Consider the following 19,751-nt stretch of genomic DNA (forward strand, 5'->3'; position numbering starts at 1 on the left):
GCGCAGCATGAAGGCTGCAGGCATCCACCCGAAGGAAGCCTCGCATCAGCCAGGGAGGCAGAAACATGGTCACGATCCTGAGGGGCCCGATCTGCGCGGAAACCATCCTGGACGGGATGATGGAGACCTACAAGGAAACCATCCCCGTCTTCATCCGCCGCAAGATGCGGTGCATCGGCTGCCCCATTGCCCATCTGCATGATGTGCGGGAGGCCTGCGAGGAGCACCATGTGCCGCTTGAGGAGTTTCTGAGCGACGTGAACCGGGCTATCCTCGGCACCAGAGGAAAGATGCCATGACACGCGAAGCACCGGAAATCGACCTGAAGGATATCGCCGCCGGCTTGCAGATGCCGCCGGAAGAGGCCTTGCGCCTGATGCGGGCGGGGGGCATCACCTGCCGTCTGCATGAGGGGCGCGATGAAGACGAGGGCCGGTTCGCTTGCCTGTTCTTCCACGGCAACAAGCGCCTGACGCTGATCGCCGATGCCGCCGGAACCATTCTGCGCCGCAGCCTCGTCGACTTCGGCCAGCATCCCTTGCCCCCGGCCATGCGCCAGGGCCCGCAGCTGCGCTGAACCCGGCCCGCACTGGCGGACCGGGCCAACGGTATTCCTGTCTCAGCCACAGCCGCCCCGGCCAGAAGAGCCGCAGCCGCAGCTGTCCGAATGGCTGTGATCCACCTCGGCAACTTCGCCGTCCCGCAGGCGGCCAACGATGACGTGCCAGTCGGCGGGACCTTCCACCCGGTAGGTCCAGGTGAACTGGCCCGGCAGATAATGCTCGAACTGATGCAGCAGGCCGAGCGGATTGTGGTCGTTGATCAGCTCGAAGCTTTCGCCCGGCATCAGCGCCTCGAACTGGCGGAAGACCAGCATGTGGCGCTGCGGGCGCGGCAGGGGGCGCAGGTCGACGGTGACCGGAGGAACAGGATCGTGCTGGACAGCGGAAAGGGTCATCAGAGGCTCCATGACAGAGGTTGAGGCCTCAACAGCTAGAAGCTTCGCATGCTGCCTTCCTTGTCGGGGAACAAACTCCGGAGCGCCTCTGCCCGGCCGGGCTCAGTCGCCGCTGCTTTCAGCCAGCAGGTAAAGCCGGTGCGGGTCGACCACCACAACCCGCTTGCGGCTGGACTGGACAAGCCCCTTGGCCTCCCAGGCCGTCATCACCCGGCTGACCGTGTGCAGCGTCGTGCCGGTCATTTCCGCAATGTCCTGCCGGGTCACCGGGAAGTCGATGAGAATGCCCTCTTCCGTCTTCTTGCCGGCCTGACGCACCAGCCGCAGCACCGCATGGGCAACGCGCCGCTCCACCTCTTCCGTCGAAAGCTCCAGAATGCGCGTGTGCGCATCCTGCAGGCGCTGGCCCACGGTCTGCAGCGCATTGAGCGCCAGCGTCGGGCTGCGGGCGATGAAGGCCTCCCACTGGTTCGAGGGCCAGGCCAGCGCCAGACTGTCGACGATGGCGGTGGCCGTTGCCGGATAATCCGGACGGCGCATCGCCCGCGCGATGCCGAAGATATCGCCCGGATTGACGTGCCGCACCACCACCTGCTGGCCGTCCGGCGTGGTCTGGATCACCTTCAGCCGGCCGCTGAGCAGGCAGAAGAACTCCGTCGCCTCGATGCCCTGCATGAAAGCCGTGGCCCCATCCGGCAGCTGCCGCACGCTGGCCATGGCAAGGACGTTATCAAGATCCGCATCACTCATGTACTGGAAAATACTTAGATTGCGAATGAGCGAGCGATCCAGTCGATGCACGGCCATTGAATTTCTCCAGATCACTTTTCAAAGCCGCAGCAATGACTTGTTTCATCAACTGCGACCAAATGGCATCCTTGGCAACCACCGCTGCACTGTTTGCCTTTTCGCAAACACCTCTACTGCCCTTTGTTCTGTAATCCAGTCAACACCCAAGGCAACCTGAATGAAAGGAAATGCCATGTTGACCCGCCGTGAAGCCCTGTGTGGTGCAGCCGCCATCGCCCTTCTGATCGCAGCGCCGCTCCATGCGGAAGAAGGCCCCAACCCCACGCTGAAGGCCGCAGCCGCACAGACCGACATGACCGTTGGCCTCGAGCGCGTGAAAGCCAAACTCGTCGCCCCGCCCTTCGTCATGGAACATGATCAGGTGGCCAAGGGCGGACCGAAGGTCGTCCAGTTCACCATGACGATCGAGGAAAAGAAGATCGTCATCGACGGCGAAGGCACCACCTTCCAGGCCATGACCTTCGACGGCTCGATGCCCGGCCCGACCATGGTGGTGCATGAAGGGGATTATGTCGAGCTGACGCTGATCAACCCCGAAACCAACTCGATGCCGCACAACATCGACTTCCATTCGGCCACCGGTGCCCTCGGCGGCGCGCAGCTGACCTTCGTCAACCCCGGCGAACAGGCCACCTTGCGCTTCAAGGCCACGAAGAACGGTGCCTTCGTCTATCACTGCGCGCCTACGGGCATGGTCGCCTGGCATGTGGTCAGCGGCATGTCGGGCACCATTCTGGTGCTGCCGCGTGACGGGCTGAAGGATGAGGCAGGCAACCCGATCCACTATGACCGGGCCTATACCATCGGCGAGTTCGATCTCTACGTGCCGAAAGACGAGAACGGAAAATACGTGGACTATGACAGCCCCGGCGAGGCCTATGCCGATACGGTCGAGGTGATGAAGGGGCTGGTGCCCACCCATGTCGTGTTCAACGGCGCCGTTGGCGCGCTGACGGGCGAGAAGGCCATGAAGGCCAATGTCGGCGAGACCGTGCTGATGATCCACAGCTCGGCCAACCGGGACACCCGCCCGCATCTCATCGGCGGCCACGGCGACCATGTCTGGGAGCGCGGCAAGTTCGACAATCCGCCGGAAAAGGGGCTGGAGACGTGGTTCGTGGCAGGCGGCAGCGCCGCCGTGGCGACCTACAAGTTCCTGCAGCCGGGCATCTACGCCTATGTGAACCACAACCTCATCGAGGCCATGGAACTGGGGGCAGCGGCCCACTTCAAGGTGGAAGGCGACTGGGACAATGACCTGATGATGCAGGTCTCGGCCCCCGGCCCGATCCCCAGCAACTGACAGCCTGCTGCGGCAGCCCGCCTCTCCGGGCTGCCGCAGCTTCCCTCTTCTCTCCCTCTCTGGCGATCAGGAGGTCATCCATGACCTTGATCAGATACACCAGCGCCGCCGTTGCAGGCCTTGCCCTCCTAACTCTGCTGCAGGGCTTTGCCGCCGCACCAAAGGCCCCGCATCCCGCACCGGAGACGGTCAGGCTGGAAGAGGCCGCCCTCGCCTACCGGGAGCCCGGCGAGTTTCTGGACCGGGGCACGCCGGTCAACGGCCCGCGTGTGCCGCTGACGCTGGAAGCCCCGCTCACCATCATGCGGGCGCAGGTGACGCGCGGCGCCTATGATGCCTGCGTGGCCGACGGCGCCTGCCTAGCGCTCGGCACACAGGGCGCGCCGGATCTGCCGGTCACCGGCGTCAATTTCATCGATGCGGAAGCCTATGCCGCCTGGCTGTCGGCCAAGACCGGAGAGACGTGGCGCCTGCCGACCGACCGCGAATGGGCGCTCGCCGCCGGATCGCGCTTCAAGGACGACGCCTATACGGAGATCAGCGACCCGGCCAACCCGTCGAGGCGCTGGATTGCGGTCTACGATATTGAATCGAAACTGCAGGAAGAAATCGACCCCAAACCCATGCCGGCCGGACACTTCGGCACCAATGAGCATGGCCTATTGGATCTTGCCGGCAATGTCTGGGAATGGACGTCCACCTGCTACCGCCGCCACCATGTGCTGCCCGGCGGAGAGGTGCGGGAGACGGAGAACTGCGGCATCCGGGTGGCCGAAGGCCGCCACCGGGCGCTGATGACAACCTTCTTCCGCGACCCCAAGGCCGGGGCCTGCTCGGTGGGCGTGCCGCCCGCCAACCTCGGCATCCGGCTGGTGCGCGAGGAAACGGGAGTGCGGCAATGGCTGGGTTTCTAGAGCCGGACCTCAAGCCCCAGGCCGCTGCGGCAGACACCGCCCTGCTGCAGCGGCTCGCCCATGTTCTGCAGGACATGGGCCTGCCTTGTGCCTGTCAGGAGGAGGTGGAGCGGACGGTCGCCGTCTTCACCGAATTCGAAATCCGCCGCACCCGCCGCCGCCTGCTGGAAAGCGCAAGGGAGCGCACCCGCCAGCTGGCCGGTTTCCTGCCCTATCTGCAGGACCTTGAATCCCCCGGTGCGGCCGAACTGGATGCCGCCGATCTTGCCGTTCTCGCCGATGCCTTCCGCCAGATTGCCGCTGCCGCCGCGCAAGGGGTGGCAAGCCTTGAGCTTCTGGCCGCAATGCAGCCGGGCGCTCCACGGCAGGACGGCTGACAAGCTGCGTCAAAGCTTGTGCCTGCACAAAGAGGCGGAGCAGCAACTGCCACACACTTCCTGCAATATCCATCCGCAGGAGTCATTGTCTCATGACCGGCGAAGCTTCCATCCTCGCAGCCCTCACCACCGTCGATGATCCGGAACTGGGCGTCAGCATCGTGGATCTCGGGCTTGTCCGGGACATTGCCTGCACGCCCGGCCGCATCCGCATCACCCTTGGCATGACGACGCCCACCTGTCCGCTGGGCGGGCTGATCGCCGAAACCGCAGCCATCGCAGTGGAGGAGATTGCCGCGCCGCAGACGGAAGTGGAAGTCACGCTCGACCGCGCCTTCCGCTGGACGCCGGACCTCGCCGCCCCGCATGTGCGCCAGCGCTTCGGCGGCGAAAACCCTGTGCCCGCCTCTGATACCGGGGCCGGCCTGTGGCAGCAGCTGCGGACAAGGCTGTGGAGCTGACCATGCCCCGCTCCATGGTGCAAGCAATCCGCCTTCTCACCGCCGTGCTGGCGCTGGCGAGCCTTGTCACCGGCCTTGGCGCCGGACTGGCGCGGCTGGGGCTTTTCGATCTTGCCCTTTCAGTTTCGGACCGGCATTCGGTCTTCATGCTCTGCGGCTTCTTCGGCACCCTGATTGCGCTGGAGCGGGCGGTGGCGCAAGGCTCGGCTGCAGCCCTCGCCGTTCCCGCTGTGTCTGGGTTCGGGGCCGTCCTGATCTGGTTCGAACCGCAGTCAGCCGCCCTCGCCTTCCTCGCTGCCGGGGCAGGCCTTGCCGTGCTGAGCGCGCAGGCGGCGCTGGCGCTGCACACCCTGTTCAGCGCCGTCTTGCTGGTGGCCGCAGTGCTTTGGCCCATCGGCACGGGCGTGTGGCTTCTCACCGGCGACCCGGCCCTTGCTGCCTATATCTGGCTGGGTTTCCTCATCCTCACCATCACGGCCGAACGGATCGAACTGTCGCGCCTGCGCCAGCGCGGGCCTCTGCAGGCCGGATTGCTGGTCCTGCTGGTCGCCGTCTTCTGCCTCGGGCTGCTGACGGGTGAGCCCTTTGCCGGAACGCCCTGGCTGACGGGAACGGCACTCGCCGGACTTGCCCTGTGGCTGACGGTCAATGACGTGGCGCTGATCACCATAAGGGGCGAAGGCCTTGCCCGCTATTCCGCCGCCGCCCTTCTGTGCGGCTATGGCTGGCTGCTTGTAGCCGCAGCGGCGCTGCTGATGCTGCCGCCGGGAACGTCCGCGGCGGGACACGACATTGCGCTGCATGCCATAGGCCTCGGTTTCGTGCTGTCCATGGTCTTTGCCCACGCCCCCATCATCCTGCCCGCCGTCGCAGGCCTGCGCATCCGCTATTCGGCCGCGCTCTACCTGCCGCTTGCGCTTCTGCAGGGTGCAACGGCGCTGCGGGTGGCGGGCAATCTGCTGGAACAGGACGGCCTGCGCAATGCATCCGGCTGGCTCACCATGGGTGCACTCGGCCTCTACGCAGCGGCACTTATTCTCTCCAGCCGGCACCGCCCGCGCAAAGCCTGTGCAGCGCACAACAACCGTCATCCAGTTTGACCTGGCTCAACGTCGCCCGCCGTGCCGGAGGCTATTTCTTCCACATACCTGAATTTAAAATTCAACTTTGGAGAGTATCATGTCCATGAAGTCCCTCATCCTCGCCACGGCCACGGTCCTCAGCCTCACCGGTATCGCCGCAGCGGCCGATCATGAAGTCAAGATGCTGAACAAGGGCGAGGCCGGCGCCATGGTCTTCGAGCCGGAACTGATCACCATCGCTCCCGGCGACACCGTCACTTTCAAGGCGACGGATGCCGGCCACAACGCTGAAACCATCCCCGGCATGCTGCCGGACGGCGCCGAACCCTTCGTCGGCAAGATGGGCAAGGACGTCACCGTCACCTTCACTGAGGAAGGCGTCTACGGCATCAAGTGCAAGCCGCATCTGGGCATGGGCATGGTCGCCGCCGTCATCGTCGGCGCCCCGGTCAATCTGGAAACCGCCAAGACCGTCAAGACACCCGGCAAGGCCGGCAAGAAGTTCGAAGCCCTGCTCGGCGGGCTTTGAACGGCTGACGGCATGGCCTTTCAACCATCCTCGAGGTCCTGCGTGCACACATCGTGCTTGAAGCCGGTGACGGCTGGGGGAACGTCCACAGTCTGGTCACTCAGGCACGGCGTTTCAGCTCCCCTCCCCCTGGTGGGGAGGGGCAAGGGGGTGGGGGGGAAAGCCTTTCCGTCTGGCAGGCAACTCATTGACTAGGGGCAGCGGTTCCTCTTGAGGCCGCTTCAGGAAAAGATCCATTTTTTCAAGTCCTTGCAGGCTCAGAGCCCCCACCCTTACCCCTCCCCACCAGGGGGAGGGGGGCGGAGGCACCCTGCCGGAAAGCAAATGCATCATTGCGGGCGATGTCCGAACCTGAAGTGCAAATCCGGCAGTTTTTAAGGGACAGAGAAACAGGTGCCTGACCGGCTGTCCCCACAGAACGCAGTTGCTGAGACGCATTCAAAATCCCGCAAGGCACCGCCAGGGAGATCATCACATGACCAGTCCGCACTGGCTTTCCGGCGGCTTCAGGCCGTTCTTCTTTCTTGGTGCCCTTGCCATGGCAGCTTCCGTGTTGATGTGGGTGCCGGTCTATTCAGGCCTCTTCTCCCTGCCCACCTTGTTCGTGCCAAGGGACTGGCATGTGCACACGCTGATCTTCGGCGGCGTGATGGCGATTATCGCAGGCTTTGGCCTGACGGCGGTGGCCAACTGGACCAGCCGTCCACCGGTTTCGGGCGCGCTGCTGCTGGCGCTGGTACTGCTGTGGCTGGCGGGGCGGGTGGCCGTCACATGCGGCGCCGGTCTTGGGCCCCTTCCGGTGGCCGTGCTGGATGTGCTCTTCCCCCTCGCCCTCGCCGCCGTGATGGCACGGGAGGTGATCGCCGCCCGCAATTTGCGCAATCTGAAGATCGTCGCCGTGATCGGCCTGCTGGCCTTGGCGGACCTCGGCTTTCATCTGGAAGCCGCACAGACCGGCGTGGCAGATGTCTCGCTCAGGGCCAGCCTGTCGCTGGTGATCCTGCTCATTCTCATGATCGGCGGGCGCATCATCCCCGCCTTTACCCGCAACTGGCTCAACGCCCGCAAGGCGGCGAAACTGCCGGTCATTTTCAACAAGGCAGACGCTGCGGTGATGGTGCTGAGTGGCGCCGCGCTTGCGCTCTGGACCGTGCTACCCGACGCTCTGGCAACGGCCGTCCTCATGCTGCTGGCGGGAGCGGGGCAGATCTGGCGGCTGACACGCTGGTGCGGGTTTGCGGCAAGGCGTGAGCCGCTGCTGCTGATCCTCCATATCGGCCACCTCATTCTTGCCCTCGGCTTTCTGGCTGTGCCTTGCGCCGTGCTGCTGCCGCAGATTGGCGATGCAACGGCATCTGTGCATCTGTGGACGGCGGGCGCCATCGGTATCATGACGCTGGCCGTCATGACCCGCGCCAGCCGGGGCCACTCGGGCCATCCGCTGACAGCGGACAGGCTGGATCTGGCCATCTTTGCGCTGGTCATCCTGGGCACGATCGCCCGCGTCGCCTCGCCGCACGCCGGAGACGCGGCACGCGCGCTGCTGGACACGGCGGCTCTCGCCTGGGCCGGGGCCTATCTCGCCTTTGCCGCCGGTTATGCCCGCCGCCTGCTGCTGCCCCCGGCCAAGGCGGGATGAAGGGAGAGCTGACCCATGGACCGGCTGGCGCCGAACAGGACCGGGCATGGCCTGCAGGCCGTTCTTGCCTATGGCCTGCCACTGTCCGCCGCTTACATCGCCACCGGCCTCACCCGCGCCCTCTGGCTTGATGCCCATGCGGGTCCGCTGCCCGGCGCCTTGCTGGAGGCGGCGGTCTTTCTGGCTCTCTGCCTTGCAATGCTCGCCAGCGGCTGGCAGGACCGGGCGATCCGGCGGCATCCCATAGCAGCCGGGGCGGGCATGCTGCTTCTGTTTCTGCTTCTGGACGCTGCCATTGCGGCCGGGCTGTGCGGTGTTCCGCTCGCCCGCCATTTCGGCCGGTTTTCACAAGCCCACGGACTGGTCCAGCTAACCGCCCTCTCATTCTGCGCCCTGCTGCCCCGGTTCTGGTACAGCGAAACGTGAGAAATGCAGGCCGCCAGCTGAGAACCCGTCACTTTGCCGCGTGAAGCACAAGCTTATGCTCGGTGTTCCGGTCTCATGCGGAGAGCACTGCGCAATGGCAACCCTGAACACTCTTCCCAAACTCATCCTTCCCGGCATCGGCGGCTCCGGCGAAGCCCATTGGCAAAGCCATTGGGAGGCGGCGGACACATCCTTCCGCCGCTTCCGGCCCTCAAGCTGGGACGCGCCAGAGCTGGAGGACTGGACAATGGCTCTGGATGCGGCCGTCTTGCAGGCGCCAGCCCGGCCCGTGCTTGTTGCCCACAGCCTGGCCTGCCTGCTCGTCGCCCATGCCGCCCGCTTGCTGGGAAGCAAGGTACGCGGCGCCTTTCTCGTGGCCGTGCCGGATCCGGACGGGCCTGCTTTCCCGGCAAGGGAAGCGGCGAGCTTTGCCAACCCGCCAGCCCTGCCCCTGCCCTTTCCGGCACTGATCATCGCAAGCGCCAATGATCCCTATGGCACACCGGACCATGCCCGGCGCCGTGCGCGGGAGTGGGGCACAGGCCTTATCGAGGCTGGCGCCCTCGGGCATATCAATGGTGCCAGCGGCCTTGAAGACTGGCCGCAGGGGCGGATGCTGCTGGAGGCCTTTTGTGCGGAGCTGCCGGACTAGAACCGGATCTCATGCCTGAAAGGCCAGCGGCCCGGCAATGGCTCCGCGCAGATTGGCGAGAAGCCCGGCAATGGCCTTGAGCGCGCTTTCGAGCTCCGCCTGCGCCGGGGCGCCGATGCACAGCCGCACGCCTGCCGCCCCGTTCTCCGGAACGGCGGCGGTTGCCAGCGGATCGGTGACGAGAATGCCCAGTGCCCGGGCAGCCGCCGCCAGCGCCTGCGCCTCCTGATCTGCCATCGGCAGCCACACGTGATAGCCAAGGTTCGGGTGCGGCGGCAGCGCATCGCCCAGAATGCTGGCCGTCAGCACCCGGCGGCGCGCCGCCTCTTCGCCGATGGCATCGCAAATGGTCTGAGCCGTGCCATCCATGATCCAGTGCTCCATCACCAGACAGCTCAACGGCGAGATCATCAGCCCATTGGCATAGAGGCAAGCTTCCGCCCGCTCCTGCCAGGCGGCAGGCACCACCAGCCCGCCAATGCGCAGCGAAGGGTTGAGCGTCTTCGACAGGCTGTTGATGTAGAACACCCGCTCCGGATCCAGACTGGTGAGCGACGGCAATGCGGGATCGGCGCCCAGCGCATAGACATCATCCTCAATGATCAACGCCCCGTGGCGGCGGCAGACTGCCAGGATATCTTCGCGCCGGGCGCGGCTCATGCAGGTGGCCACCGGGTTCTGCATGGTCGGCATCAGATAGACCGAGGCCCGCACATCCGGCCCGGCTGCCTGCAAGGCACGGTCCAGCGCTTCCGGCATCATGCCCTCATGATCCATGGCAACGGCCGCCAGCCGCACTCCGGAGTACCGGGCGAGTGTCAGCAGACAGGGATAGGTCTGCGCCTCCACCAGCAGCAGGGAGCCCGGACCGGACAGCATCGACAGGCACACGGTGAGCGCGTGCTGTGCCCCGCCGGTCAGCAGCAAGCGGCCGGGACCGGTCTCCGTGCCCAGCCGCCCGAACCAGCGGGCAAGGCCGGTGCGGAAGCGCACATGCCCCGGCACCGGCGGATAGGAATTGAACAGGGCCGGCTCAGTCTGCCGGGCCAGAGCGGTCAGCGTGCGGGAGAGCAGGCGTTCGCTCATGACGGCGGGCGGAGCATTCTGCGACAGGTCGATCACCGCCCCCTTGCGCCCGCCAGTGTCCGCCACGAAAGTGCCGCTGCCCTTGAGCGCATGAACAAGGCCGCGCCGCTCCAGAATGCCATAGGCCTTGGTCACGGAGCCAAGCCCGATACCCAGCTGCCAGGCAAGATCCCGGTGCGGCGGCAACCGCTCGCCTGCGGCCAGCTTTCCATCCAGAATGTCTTCCGCCAGCGCCGCCGCCAGCCTGTCGCAGGGCAATTGCGCTTCACCGGACAGGCGCGGCTTCCAGGGCGACTTGAGGCGCATCGGCACTCTCCAATTGCGTCACGTGACGCTTTTGCATTTTACCACGAGTGTCACGAACTCTACGATCCTCCTTCCGGGACAGCAAACAGAACCGGAGACAGGATCAGAGCCATGCAGCAGGATAACAAGGCCTTGCACGGCGGCCCCGTGCGCCTTCCCGTTCCGCTCAATGCCCTGAGGGCTTTCGAGGCGGCGGCGCGGCATCTTTCGGTCAAGGGTGCCGCTGCAGAAATCGGCGTCACGCCCTCGGCTGTCAGCCACCAGATCCGCCTGCTGGAAGACAGCCTGGGCGTGGAACTGCTGCGCCGGACGGGCGCAAGACTGGAGCTGACGCAGGCCGGGCGGATGCTGACCCCGGGGCTTTCCCTAGGCTTCCGCCAGATCGCAGAGAGCGTCGGCAGCTTGCAGACCGGGCGCAAGCTCGGCCCCTTGCGCCTGTCGCTGCCGCCCGGCTTTGCCGCCCACTGGCTACTGCCCCGCCTTGCCGCCTATCCGGCGGCCCGGCCGGGGTTTGAACTGGAACTGCAGACCACGCAGGAGGTGGCCGATCTGGCCGCAGGCAGCGCCGACGCCGCCGTGCGCCATGGCAAGGGGCACTGGACCGGCACGGTGAGCGAACATCTCTTCGACGAAACCCTGTCCTTGCTGGGCCGGGGAACAGCCGGAGAGGATGCCCGCGCGCTTGTCAGCCGCAGCACGCTCTTCATCTCCGGCCACCGGCACGAGGGCTTTGCCCGCTGGAATGCCTCCCTGCCCGGCGGCCCGGTGCAGCCCGCCGCCATCATCACCGTCGATTCCACCAGCCTCAGCCTCAAGGCGGCGCTGGATGGCCCGGGCATCACCTTTGCCGGGCCGGAATTGGCGGCTGAGGACATTGCCGCCGGGCGGCTGTCCCTGATCTTTCCCCACCGGGTGGCGGCAGAGGCCGGCTATTACCTGTGCTATCCGCCTGCGCTGGAGCGCGACCGGCGCATCCGCAACCTCAGGACATGGCTGCTGGCGGAAACCGGCGATCTGCGCCGCGCCGGCTGAAGCCTGGTCCCGGCGAGATGGACGCGCCGGCAACCTGGCAAGCATGCTCAGTCCTCGCCATCCCAGTATCCGGCGGCGGCAGGGCGCTGGAAGGTGAGCGCAAGACGGCGCGCCCTGGCATCGCCGCCCGGCGCGGCCCCGGCATAGACCGCCATCTTGCCGCTGTCGGGATATTCGACAATGTCGGGATCATGCATGCTGCTGATAGCCAGATAGCGCAGCGCTTCATCCGGCCCCGCAATCAGCTGATGCGCGGTCTCTGTCCCGCCGGCAGGGCAGACGGCTACATCCCCCGCCGCCAACGGAAATTCCTCTTCGCCGTAGCGCAAGATGCCGCGGCCGGAGAGGATGACGAACATCTCGTCATTGGCCAGATGGCAGTGATAGGGCCAGCCCTTTTTGCCGGGCGGGATCTCGACATAGCGCGCGCCGAGCCGCGTGGCGCCCAGCGGCGCGGCCACCGCCGCCTTGCGCGCCTCAAAGCTCTCCCCATGGGCCTGTGTTTCCATCGGCAGGGTGGCAAGTGTCACAACCGGTTTCATATTGCTTCGTCCTGACAGGTTTCCTCACCCTGAGAGGAACCCGCAATGCAGCCCAGCGCAAGTGAATGCTCTTCAGTCCTCCCGCAGCTATGGTCAATCGACAGGCAGAAGCTTCAGGCGGAGACTTGCGGTTGACCGCAATTTCAAACCGGAGACCCGGCCTTGCACAATTGCCAAGCGCAGCATCAGGAGATCATACGGCCGGCACCTGCCGCCAAAGAGGGTGCACGTATTCGCCTGCGTGCCCCCGATGGGGTGCCGCTCGGCGGGCTCGTCTGGCGCCATCCGGTCCCGGATCCGCGCCGTCCCGTTGCCGTCATCGCCCCCGCCACCTCCGTACGCTGCAGCTACTATGGGCGCTTTGCCGGCTATCTGCATGAGCATGGTTTCGAGGTGCTGACGCTCGACTATCGCGGCATCGGCTTTTCCCGGCCCGCAAGCTTGCGCGGCTTTCAGGCGGATTGGGCCGACTGGGGCGATCTGGACGTGGAAGCAGGGCTGCAGCTGGTGGAACAGCAATGGCCGGGCCAGCCGCTGCATCTCATCGGCCATTCCATCGGCGGACTGGCCATCGGCCTTGCCCCCTCCGCCCGCAGGGCCGCGCGTTTGCTGACTGTCGGCGCGCAGCATGCCTACTGGCGCGATTACGATCCGCAGCAGCGCCGCCGCATGTATCTGAAATGGCACGTGTTCATGCCGCTGGTGACGCGGCTCTTCGGCTATTTTCCGGGCAAGCGCCTTGGCTGGCTGGAGGATACGCCCGCAGGCGTGGTGCGTGACTGGAGCCGCATGGGGCCGCAGCTTGCCGAGCACCTGCGGCAGGACATGTTCATTGGCGGCGAGCGGGAGGGCGAGATCCTGACACGCCGTCTTGCAAGGATCACCGCGCCGCTGCTCGCCATCGGTCTTGATGACGACCCTTTCGGCACGCCGGAGGCGCTGGAGCGGCTGCTAGCCTGCTACAGCGCCAGCCCCCGGCAGCATCTGCGCCTGGGCCCGCAGCACAGCGGCGGCGAACCCATCGGCCACTTCAACTTTTTCCACACCCGCTTCCGCCCCACCCTCTGGCCCATTGCCCTCAGGTGGCTACAGGAGGGCGATGTGAATACGGCTGGCATCAACCAGTGACGCCAGCCGCCATATCAAAGCTCATCCGCGGCGGCGCTTGCGCCAGGGCGCGTCCTTCTGCCAGTCCCCCGCCATGATGCAGCCGAACGGGATCACCTCGTCCACCACCTCGGCAAGACCGTATTCGGCAATCTGCGCCCGCACGCTGGCCGCAGACTTGTAGGCACCCGGCAGTTCCGACACGTCCGGCTTTCCGCAGAAGAACCGGGCATCAAGCCCCTTCGTCTCGCGGGCCATGATGTCCGCGATGTTGTTAGGGCTGAGCCCCCTTGCATCGGCACCACATTCCTCCGCCAGCTGGCGCATATGCGCCGTGCGTGACAGGTTGCGCCCCGCACCATGCGGCGAGAAGCCGAGGCCATTGGCCGCATTCGAGCCGCGCACGATCAGCACCGGTTCCGACATGTTGAGGGGAATGATCGTCAGACCGCCCGCATCCGCCGCCCAGCCATCAAAGGCGGGCGTAGCGCCCTTGCCGTGATAGAACAGGCCATCGGACTTGCGGAACACGAAGTTATGCTCGTTCCAGAACCGGTCAGACACCTTGGCCGAAAGCTTCTCTGCCGCCATGTCATGCAGCACGAAGTGGTTTTCCTTCGTCCAGGTGCGGATAATCTGGAGCGCTGCCCAATAGGTCTCGCCTTCCTCGCTATCAGCCGGAATCCAGGCATTCTGCTGCAGGGTTTCCGGCGACAGAAGCTGACGGAACCGGTTCGCCACCGACATGCCGCGCTCGTAGAGCCGGGCACCCGGCCCGCGCGAGCCATGATGGGTGACGAGTGCGGTTTCGCCCGTGGACTTCATCGTGCCCACATAGGCGAAGTGGTTGCCATCGCCCTGCGTTCCGAAATGCCCGATGCCGATGCCCAGCGTCTGCCCTTCGAGATAGGGGTTGTTCTGGAAGGCAGCGAGCGTTGCCTGCGAAGGCTTCAGCCGCTGATCCTCAGGACGTCCGCCGGGACCGAAATGGGTCACCGAATGGATGGCATCCAGCAAGGCCTTCGGGTCCGTTCCCGGGAAGATCGAAATCGCCATGGAGCAGCAGATATCGGCCGAATGCATGCCCGGATGAATGGCCTCGGACGCCACGATCCCGCCAACCGGAATGGTCCCGGAGGGACCGGACGGACAGGCATCGGGCATCACCGCCGCAGCCTTCACCACGGGCGTGCGCGCAAGCACCTGCATGGTCGCCTGCACCTTGGCGATATTGTCCTCTTCAAGATCATTCTCCGCCCGGATGTTCATGTGGAGCGGAACGCTGCCCGCCAGTTGCAACGGCAGAACAGGCCCGGGCTGGAAGGCGCGGGCAGCCTCGAGCGCCGCATCCATCGTTCCACCATTGCGCAGAACCTGATTGGCGGCGTCCAGCGCCGGGCGGAACCATTTGCCCTGCGGCATGCCTGCGTTGATGAGGTCCTGTCCACTCACGATACCGGTCATGATCTTTCCTGCCTTTGCAGTCCTTCTGTTTGTCATGTTCGCGTGTTCTGGGCTGCTGCCCTGCCGCCGGAGAACCGGCAGCAGGGCGTAGCGGCGACAAGGGAGAACGAAACGCGGATGGTCCCGCCCATGCCAGAGAGCGATGCCAGAATGGGAGTCGAACCCATTGAACCATCCTAGGGTGGCAGCTGTAGTTCCGTTCGGCATTCGCCGCTGCAGTCCGCACATGGCGGCAAGATTGGAGAAACTCTGACAGCCAGCCTTGCGGCCGGATGACATGAGGGATTTGAACCCACCGCCCCGAAGGGTTACCGATGTAGTTTCTTCCGGCATCCGCCATGCAGTGTCAAATTGGGCCCGTGACGGCTAGGGGTGGAGGAACGCCTGCTCTACCGCTGAGCTACAGGACCACAAGGTTGCGGCCCCGGCGGGATTCGAACCCGCGACCTGGAGAGTTACAGTCTGTAGTTCCATCCGGCATCCGTCACGGCACCTTGCGCCGTTACCAGCGGCGCAGGGCATTCTCAAAGATCGATGGCCTCGATCTGGCGGAGCCATGCCTCCGGACCGGAGTTTCCGGCCGCAAAACGGCTGATGGCTCCATAAACGGCATCCGAGAAGCCGCCGATATTCAGCACATCCGCACCAGACGCAGGCGTCTGGACATAGGGCTGGATATCAAGGCACACGAGCCGCGCAGCCGGGTTGTGGCGCTGGATACGGGTCCACTGCGCCATCATGCCCGTTGTCTGGCCGCCGCCACCCGCATCCATCCAGGACTGGTTGTCCGAGACGAACACGACCAGATCCACCCGCGCCCTTTCCTTCACCAGCTGCCGCAGCGGCGCGGAACAGTCGGTCCCGCCGCCACCGATGGCCGCCAGCTTCGACGCGTTGGTCATCACGCTGTCCCTGGAGTTCAGGTGAAGCGGAACAACCTCTTCGGCAAAGGGCAGCACGCGGGTCCTCCGGTTCTTCCGCAGGAAGGAGGCAGCCACGAGGGCCGCCACATCGATGCAGCGAACGACGGAGGTGGCGCCCGGACGGTAACCGGTCACGGGCGAACCCATGGACCCGGACACGTCCGGACAGATCACCACATTGCCCGGCACCTCGGGCACGCTGGAGATGGCAACCTCCATCGCATCCTGCAGCGCATCGGCAACAACCTCAGGCACGTCCTTGCTCACCATCTTCCACGCCACCAGCAGCTGGTAGGGGAAGACGCGTGCCCTGCGGACGGCAGCCGGATCAGCGAGCCTTGCAGCAATCTGCTCTGCCACGCCCGGCACCTCGAACACCCCCTTGCGGGCAAACATGTTGAGGTTCTGGCGCACCATCTGCCAGGAGCCGTTGAGTGCAACCTCCGCCCACTGCTCCTTCGTCAGAGGGAGAGAGGTGAGCATCTGGAACGGCACCGGCGGCAGCGGCAGGCTGGTATCGCGCTTGAAGGCCTCGAAAGCCGCCACGGGCGCCGGCAGCGCCGACACGTCATAGGGCTTGCCGATGGCCCAGGCATAGAATGCCGCACGCGCTGCATCCTGAGGCTTGGGGTGAACCATGCGGATCACATCGGCCAGCGACGGATCGTTGCCGGTCATCGCCTGCAGCAGCTGCTCATCCGTACGGCTCTCAAGCCATGCACGCACCATCCGCTTCGGGCGGCTTCCGAGCGACTTGCGCCCGGCAGCACCGGACCGCATGACCTGCACGAAACCGCGCAGCATCTTGCCGCTCTTCACCACACGCGGGAATGCCTTCGAAAAGGCATCGCTCTCAAGGCCCGACAGGATCGCCAGCAGCATCACCGGCATATCCTTCATGTGGCCCTGTTCCGCCGCATAGATGGCAAGCCTTGCCAGAAATTCCGGATCAGCTTCGGCAGCGTGCTTGAGCAGATCCTCCAGCTGGTCCTGCGCTTGTGCGTAGAAAGTATCGCTGAAGGTACCGGTCACTGCGTACTGGGCCAGCGCTTCACGTGCACTCAAGGCATGGGCCGGAGCGCCTGCGTGATTGACCGTATCAGTCTTGCGCAGAAGCTGACCGAAATAGGTCTTGAAGATTGCCTTGTTCACCATGGCAGCACCTCATCAATTCGTAACTGCCCTCTCTATTTCAAGCATCGTGCCAATTCGTGCCAGACGCTGGAAAACAGCGCAGAAAATCCAATAAACCATTGAAATTAATGAAGATAAAAAATTACCCAAGTGTCCGGAGCAAATTCCCTCTGGAACCAGACACCCATCAGAGTGTATATAAAAATATAAGACTTATATTTTTGGAGAAATCATGAAACGCCGCGTTGCCATCAGCATCCTCGGAACCACCCTCGACATGGGCGGCCGCGGCGACCGCTGGAAGCGGTGGCGGCCGAATGTCGCCCTGACGCAGCAGCCGGGCCTCTTCTTCGACAGGGTGGAGCTGGTTCACGACAGCCATTTCGACCGGCTGGCCCAGACCGTGATCCGGGACATCGACACCGTGTCTCCCGCCACCGAAGTGCGGCAGAACATCATCAACCTGTCAGACCCATGGGATTTCTCTGAGGTCTATACAAAGCTGCGCGACTTTGCCCGCGCCTATCCGTTCGATCCGGACGCGGAGGACTATCTCGTCAACATCACCACGGGCACCCATGTGGCGCAGATCTGCTGGTTCCTGCTGACGGAAGCGCGCATCATTCCCGCAAGGCTGCTGCAACTCTCCCCGCCGCGCGACAGGGAGCCGGATCAGGACTACTCCGGCTCACACACGATCATCGACCTCGACCTTTCGCGCTATGACGAGATCGCCACCCGTTTTGCTTCGGAACAGGCGGAAGCCGCCTCCTTCCTCAAGTCCGGCATCTCGACCCGCAACACCGCTTTCAACCGGATGATCGACGAGATCGAGCGTGTCGCCATGCGCTCCAGCGCGCCGCTGCTTCTCACCGGGCCAACGGGCGCGGGCAAGTCCCAGCTGGCCAGGCGGCTCTATGAACTGAAGAAGGCCCAACGCAAGGTCAGCGGTCCGTTTGTCGAGGTGAACTGCGCCACGCTGCGGGGTGATCAGGCCATGTCCGCCCTCTTCGGCCACGTGAAAGGCGCTTTCACCGGCGCCTCGTCCGAGCGGGCGGGCCTGCTCATGTCGGCGGACAAGGGTGTGCTGTTTCTGGATGAGATTGGCGAACTGGGACTGGACGAACAGGCCATGTGCCTGCGCGCCATCGAGGAAAAGCGCTTCCTGCCAGTTGGCGCGGACAAGGAAGTGTCGGCCGATTTCCAACTTCTCGCCGGGACCAACCGGGATCTGCGCGAGGAGGTGCGCAAGGGGCGCTTCCGGGAAGACCTGCTGGCCCGGCTCAACCTGTGGACCTTCCAGCTTCCCGCCCTGCGTGACCGGACAGAGGACATCGAGCCCAACCTCGACTTCGAGCTGCGCCGCTTTCTGGAGCGCGAGGGGCAGAACGTCACCTTCAACAAGGAAGCCCGCGAGCGCTATCTCGCATTCGCCTCCTCTCCGGCTGCGGCATGGAGCGCCAATTTCCGCGACCTTTCCGCCTCGGTGACACGCATGGCCACCCTCGCCCCGCAAGGACGCATCACCGTGGAGGAGGTTGCCGCGGAAGTGGCACGCCTGAAGGCGGCATGGGCGGGGGCAGCACAGGAAGACGCAGCCGGTGATATTCTCACTGCCGCACTGGGAGCAGAAGCTGCGGCAGAGCTGGATCTCTTCGATCAGGCCCAGCTTGCCGCCGTTCTGAAAGTCTGCCGCGAGCACCCCAGCGCCAGCAGTGCGGGACGGGCACTGTTCGCCCGCTCCCGGCTCGGCAAGAAAAGCAGCAACGACGCGGACCGGCTGACCAAATACCTCGCACGCTTCGGCCTGAAGTTTGACGAGATCCAGCGCCGGACAGGAGACGCCTGAGCTTCCTCCCTCAAAGGCGCACACCAGTCTGCGCGTCGAAGACGTGCAGGCAGTCGCGGCGGAAGCGCAAGGGGAGGCGGGTGCGGGCGGCGAGGCCCAGACTTGAGCCCTGAATTGAGCCCAGACCTGAACCGGGACCGGCGGGAAGGCGGACGGTGAGTTCGCGCCCGGCCCAGAGACAGATGGCAAGGGTATCGGAGCCGAGCTCCTCCAGCACATCCACGTCCACCACGAGATCAGCCCCGGCTTCACTGCAGGCTTCGATATGCTCGGGCCGGATGCCCACGTCCACCTTGCGTCCGGGCTCAGCCGCAAGACCGGGTGTCCGGACCATTGCCCCGCCGTCCAGTTCCACGGCCGGGCTGCCATCGGAACTGATGACCACACCGGGCAGGATGTTCATCTGGGGTGAACCGATGAATTCGGCGACGAAGCGGCAGTTGGGACGCTCGTAAAGCTCCAGCGGGCGGCCATGCTGGATGAGATTACCGCCGCGCAGCACCACCACACGGTCGGCCAGCGTCATGGCTTCCACCTGATCATGGGTGACGTAGATGGTCGTGGTGCGCAGCATGCGGTGCAGGCGCTTGATCTGGGTGCGCATTTCCACCCGGAGCTTGGCATCGAGGTTCGACAGCGGCTCGTCAAACAGGAAGACCTTGGGCTTGCGCACGATGGCACGGCCCATGGCAACGCGCTGGCGCTGGCCACCGGAGAGCTGGCCGGGCTTGCGCTCCAGATAGTCTTCAAGCTGCAGGATGCGGGCGGCGTCCTCCACTTTCTGGCGGATCACCTCCGGCGCTTCGCCGCGCATCTTCAGGCCGAAGCCGATGTTCTGCGCCACGCTCATATGCGGATACAGGGCATAGTCCTGAAACACCATGGCCACGTCGCGGCCCTTGGGCTCCACATCATTGACCACGGCCTCGCCAATGCGCAGCGTGCCGCCGCTGATCTCCTCCAGCCCCGCGATCATGCGCAGCATGGTGGACTTGCCGCAGCCGGAGGGGCCGACAAAAGCGACGAATTCCCCGTCCCCGATCTCCAGATCAACGCCATGAATGGCCTCCACCGCGCCATAGCGTTTGACGACCTTTGCCAGCTCAATCCGCGCCATCATTTCCTCCTCAAGCTCGTTTGCATTCATCCCGTGGCCC

21 protein-coding genes are annotated in these 19,751 nt (G+C 64.9%); 14 read left to right on the plus strand and 7 right to left on the minus strand.

What is annotated here, in order from left to right; genetic code table 11:
• The first annotated feature begins 65 nt into the window (after nucleotides 1-65).
• Both AC0CMF_RS17000 and AC0CMF_RS17005 read left to right on the plus strand, forming a co-directional pair.
• Nucleotides 66-299: a DUF1858 domain-containing protein gene (locus AC0CMF_RS17000; protein ID WP_122520807.1), complete on the plus strand. Its 234-nt coding sequence runs from the start codon at nucleotides 66-68 to the stop codon at nucleotides 297-299.
• Nucleotides 296-577 carry a DUF6522 family protein gene (locus AC0CMF_RS17005; RefSeq protein ID WP_019965923.1) on the plus strand — a complete coding sequence of 94 codons (282 nt, stop codon included), beginning with the start codon at nucleotides 296-298 and terminating at the stop codon, nucleotides 575-577. The genes AC0CMF_RS17000 and AC0CMF_RS17005 overlap by 4 nt, the downstream gene beginning before the upstream one ends.
• Before the next feature lie 42 nt (nucleotides 578-619).
• Here the strand turns inward: AC0CMF_RS17005 and AC0CMF_RS17010 are convergent, their stop codons facing one another.
• Both AC0CMF_RS17010 and AC0CMF_RS17015 read right to left on the minus strand, forming a co-directional pair.
• A complete protein-coding gene (locus tag AC0CMF_RS17010; RefSeq protein WP_122521509.1) occupies nucleotides 620-958 on the minus strand; it encodes a DUF2249 domain-containing protein in 339 nt (112 codons plus the stop codon).
• A 102-nt stretch (nucleotides 959-1,060) separates the two neighbouring features.
• The gene (locus AC0CMF_RS17015; protein ID WP_058898994.1) at nucleotides 1,061-1,765 is read right to left on the minus strand and encodes a Crp/Fnr family transcriptional regulator; all 705 of its coding nucleotides are present in this window, start codon (nucleotides 1,763-1,765) and stop codon (nucleotides 1,061-1,063) included.
• 175 nt (nucleotides 1,766-1,940) lie between these two features.
• On the opposite strand from AC0CMF_RS17015, the gene nirK reads away from it, so the two are divergent.
• From nirK to AC0CMF_RS17060, 9 genes are all read left to right on the plus strand, one after another.
• Entirely contained in the window at nucleotides 1,941-3,071 is a 1,131-nt protein-coding gene (gene nirK, locus AC0CMF_RS17020) for a copper-containing nitrite reductase (RefSeq protein WP_374628774.1), read from the plus strand.
• Nucleotides 3,072-3,151: 80 nt separating this feature from the next.
• Nucleotides 3,152-3,985, plus strand: coding sequence for an SUMF1/EgtB/PvdO family nonheme iron enzyme (locus AC0CMF_RS17025; RefSeq protein ID WP_374628775.1), 834 nt, complete (start codon nucleotides 3,152-3,154; stop codon nucleotides 3,983-3,985).
• Nucleotides 3,970-4,362 (plus strand): hypothetical protein, encoded by a 393-nt coding sequence (locus AC0CMF_RS17030; RefSeq protein ID WP_123195019.1) that lies wholly within the window; start codon nucleotides 3,970-3,972, stop codon nucleotides 4,360-4,362. The genes AC0CMF_RS17025 and AC0CMF_RS17030 overlap by 16 nt, the downstream gene beginning before the upstream one ends.
• Before the next feature lie 92 nt (nucleotides 4,363-4,454).
• Nucleotides 4,455-4,823 carry a metal-sulfur cluster assembly factor gene (locus AC0CMF_RS17035; protein WP_374628776.1) on the plus strand — a complete coding sequence of 123 codons (369 nt, stop codon included), beginning with the start codon at nucleotides 4,455-4,457 and terminating at the stop codon, nucleotides 4,821-4,823.
• Nucleotides 4,790-5,923 carry a hypothetical protein gene (locus AC0CMF_RS17040; RefSeq protein ID WP_374628778.1) on the plus strand — a complete coding sequence of 378 codons (1,134 nt, stop codon included), beginning with the start codon at nucleotides 4,790-4,792 and terminating at the stop codon, nucleotides 5,921-5,923. The genes AC0CMF_RS17035 and AC0CMF_RS17040 overlap by 34 nt, the downstream gene beginning before the upstream one ends.
• Nucleotides 5,924-6,002: 79 nt before the next feature.
• On the plus strand, nucleotides 6,003-6,434 hold the full coding sequence (locus AC0CMF_RS17045) for a pseudoazurin (protein WP_374628779.1): 432 nt from the start codon (nucleotides 6,003-6,005) through the stop codon (nucleotides 6,432-6,434).
• A gap of 475 nt (nucleotides 6,435-6,909) precedes the next feature.
• Nucleotides 6,910-8,073, plus strand: a complete 1,164-nt coding sequence (locus AC0CMF_RS17050) for an NnrS family protein (RefSeq protein WP_374628780.1) — start codon at nucleotides 6,910-6,912, stop codon at nucleotides 8,071-8,073.
• A 15-nt stretch (nucleotides 8,074-8,088) separates the two neighbouring features.
• The gene (locus AC0CMF_RS17055) at nucleotides 8,089-8,499 is read left to right on the plus strand and encodes a hypothetical protein (RefSeq protein WP_374628781.1); all 411 of its coding nucleotides are present in this window, start codon (nucleotides 8,089-8,091) and stop codon (nucleotides 8,497-8,499) included.
• A 94-nt stretch (nucleotides 8,500-8,593) separates the two neighbouring features.
• Nucleotides 8,594-9,151, plus strand: coding sequence for an RBBP9/YdeN family alpha/beta hydrolase (locus AC0CMF_RS17060; protein WP_374628782.1), 558 nt, complete (start codon nucleotides 8,594-8,596; stop codon nucleotides 9,149-9,151).
• 9 nt (nucleotides 9,152-9,160) lie between these two features.
• On the opposite strand, the gene AC0CMF_RS17065 is transcribed toward AC0CMF_RS17060, so the two are convergent.
• The gene (locus tag AC0CMF_RS17065) at nucleotides 9,161-10,543 is read right to left on the minus strand and encodes an aminotransferase-like domain-containing protein (protein ID WP_374628784.1); all 1,383 of its coding nucleotides are present in this window, start codon (nucleotides 10,541-10,543) and stop codon (nucleotides 9,161-9,163) included.
• Between the two features lie 111 nt (nucleotides 10,544-10,654).
• Here AC0CMF_RS17065 and AC0CMF_RS17070 point away from each other — a divergent pair, with 111 nt between their 5' ends.
• A complete protein-coding gene (locus AC0CMF_RS17070; protein ID WP_374628786.1) occupies nucleotides 10,655-11,575 on the plus strand; it encodes a LysR substrate-binding domain-containing protein in 921 nt (306 codons plus the stop codon).
• Between the two features lie 47 nt (nucleotides 11,576-11,622).
• Here AC0CMF_RS17070 and AC0CMF_RS17075 read toward each other — a convergent pair whose 3' ends face one another.
• A complete protein-coding gene (locus AC0CMF_RS17075; RefSeq protein WP_374628788.1) occupies nucleotides 11,623-12,117 on the minus strand; it encodes a cupin domain-containing protein in 495 nt (164 codons plus the stop codon).
• Between the two features lie 162 nt (nucleotides 12,118-12,279).
• On the opposite strand from AC0CMF_RS17075, the gene AC0CMF_RS17080 reads away from it, so the two are divergent.
• The gene (locus AC0CMF_RS17080) at nucleotides 12,280-13,245 is read left to right on the plus strand and encodes an alpha/beta hydrolase family protein (protein WP_374628789.1); all 966 of its coding nucleotides are present in this window, start codon (nucleotides 12,280-12,282) and stop codon (nucleotides 13,243-13,245) included.
• Nucleotides 13,246-13,266: 21 nt separating this feature from the next.
• Here AC0CMF_RS17080 and AC0CMF_RS17085 read toward each other — a convergent pair whose 3' ends face one another.
• Both AC0CMF_RS17085 and AC0CMF_RS17090 read right to left on the minus strand, forming a co-directional pair.
• Complete coding sequence (locus tag AC0CMF_RS17085) at nucleotides 13,267-14,688, minus strand: RtcB family protein (protein WP_374628790.1); 1,422 nt, start codon at nucleotides 14,686-14,688, stop codon at nucleotides 13,267-13,269.
• Between the two features lie 524 nt (nucleotides 14,689-15,212).
• A complete protein-coding gene (locus AC0CMF_RS17090) occupies nucleotides 15,213-16,766 on the minus strand; it encodes an RNA-binding protein (protein WP_374628791.1) in 1,554 nt (517 codons plus the stop codon).
• A gap of 211 nt (nucleotides 16,767-16,977) precedes the next feature.
• On the opposite strand from AC0CMF_RS17090, the gene rtcR reads away from it, so the two are divergent.
• Nucleotides 16,978-18,594, plus strand: coding sequence for an RNA repair transcriptional activator RtcR (rtcR, locus tag AC0CMF_RS17095; RefSeq protein WP_374628792.1), 1,617 nt, complete (start codon nucleotides 16,978-16,980; stop codon nucleotides 18,592-18,594).
• A gap of 10 nt (nucleotides 18,595-18,604) precedes the next feature.
• Here the strand turns inward: rtcR and AC0CMF_RS17100 are convergent, their stop codons facing one another.
• Nucleotides 18,605-19,711 carry an ABC transporter ATP-binding protein gene (locus tag AC0CMF_RS17100; RefSeq protein WP_374628938.1) on the minus strand — a complete coding sequence of 369 codons (1,107 nt, stop codon included), beginning with the start codon at nucleotides 19,709-19,711 and terminating at the stop codon, nucleotides 18,605-18,607.
• Nucleotides 19,712-19,751: the final 40 nt, after the last annotated feature.

The organism is Pannonibacter sp. CBAS1226, assembly GCF_055685825.1.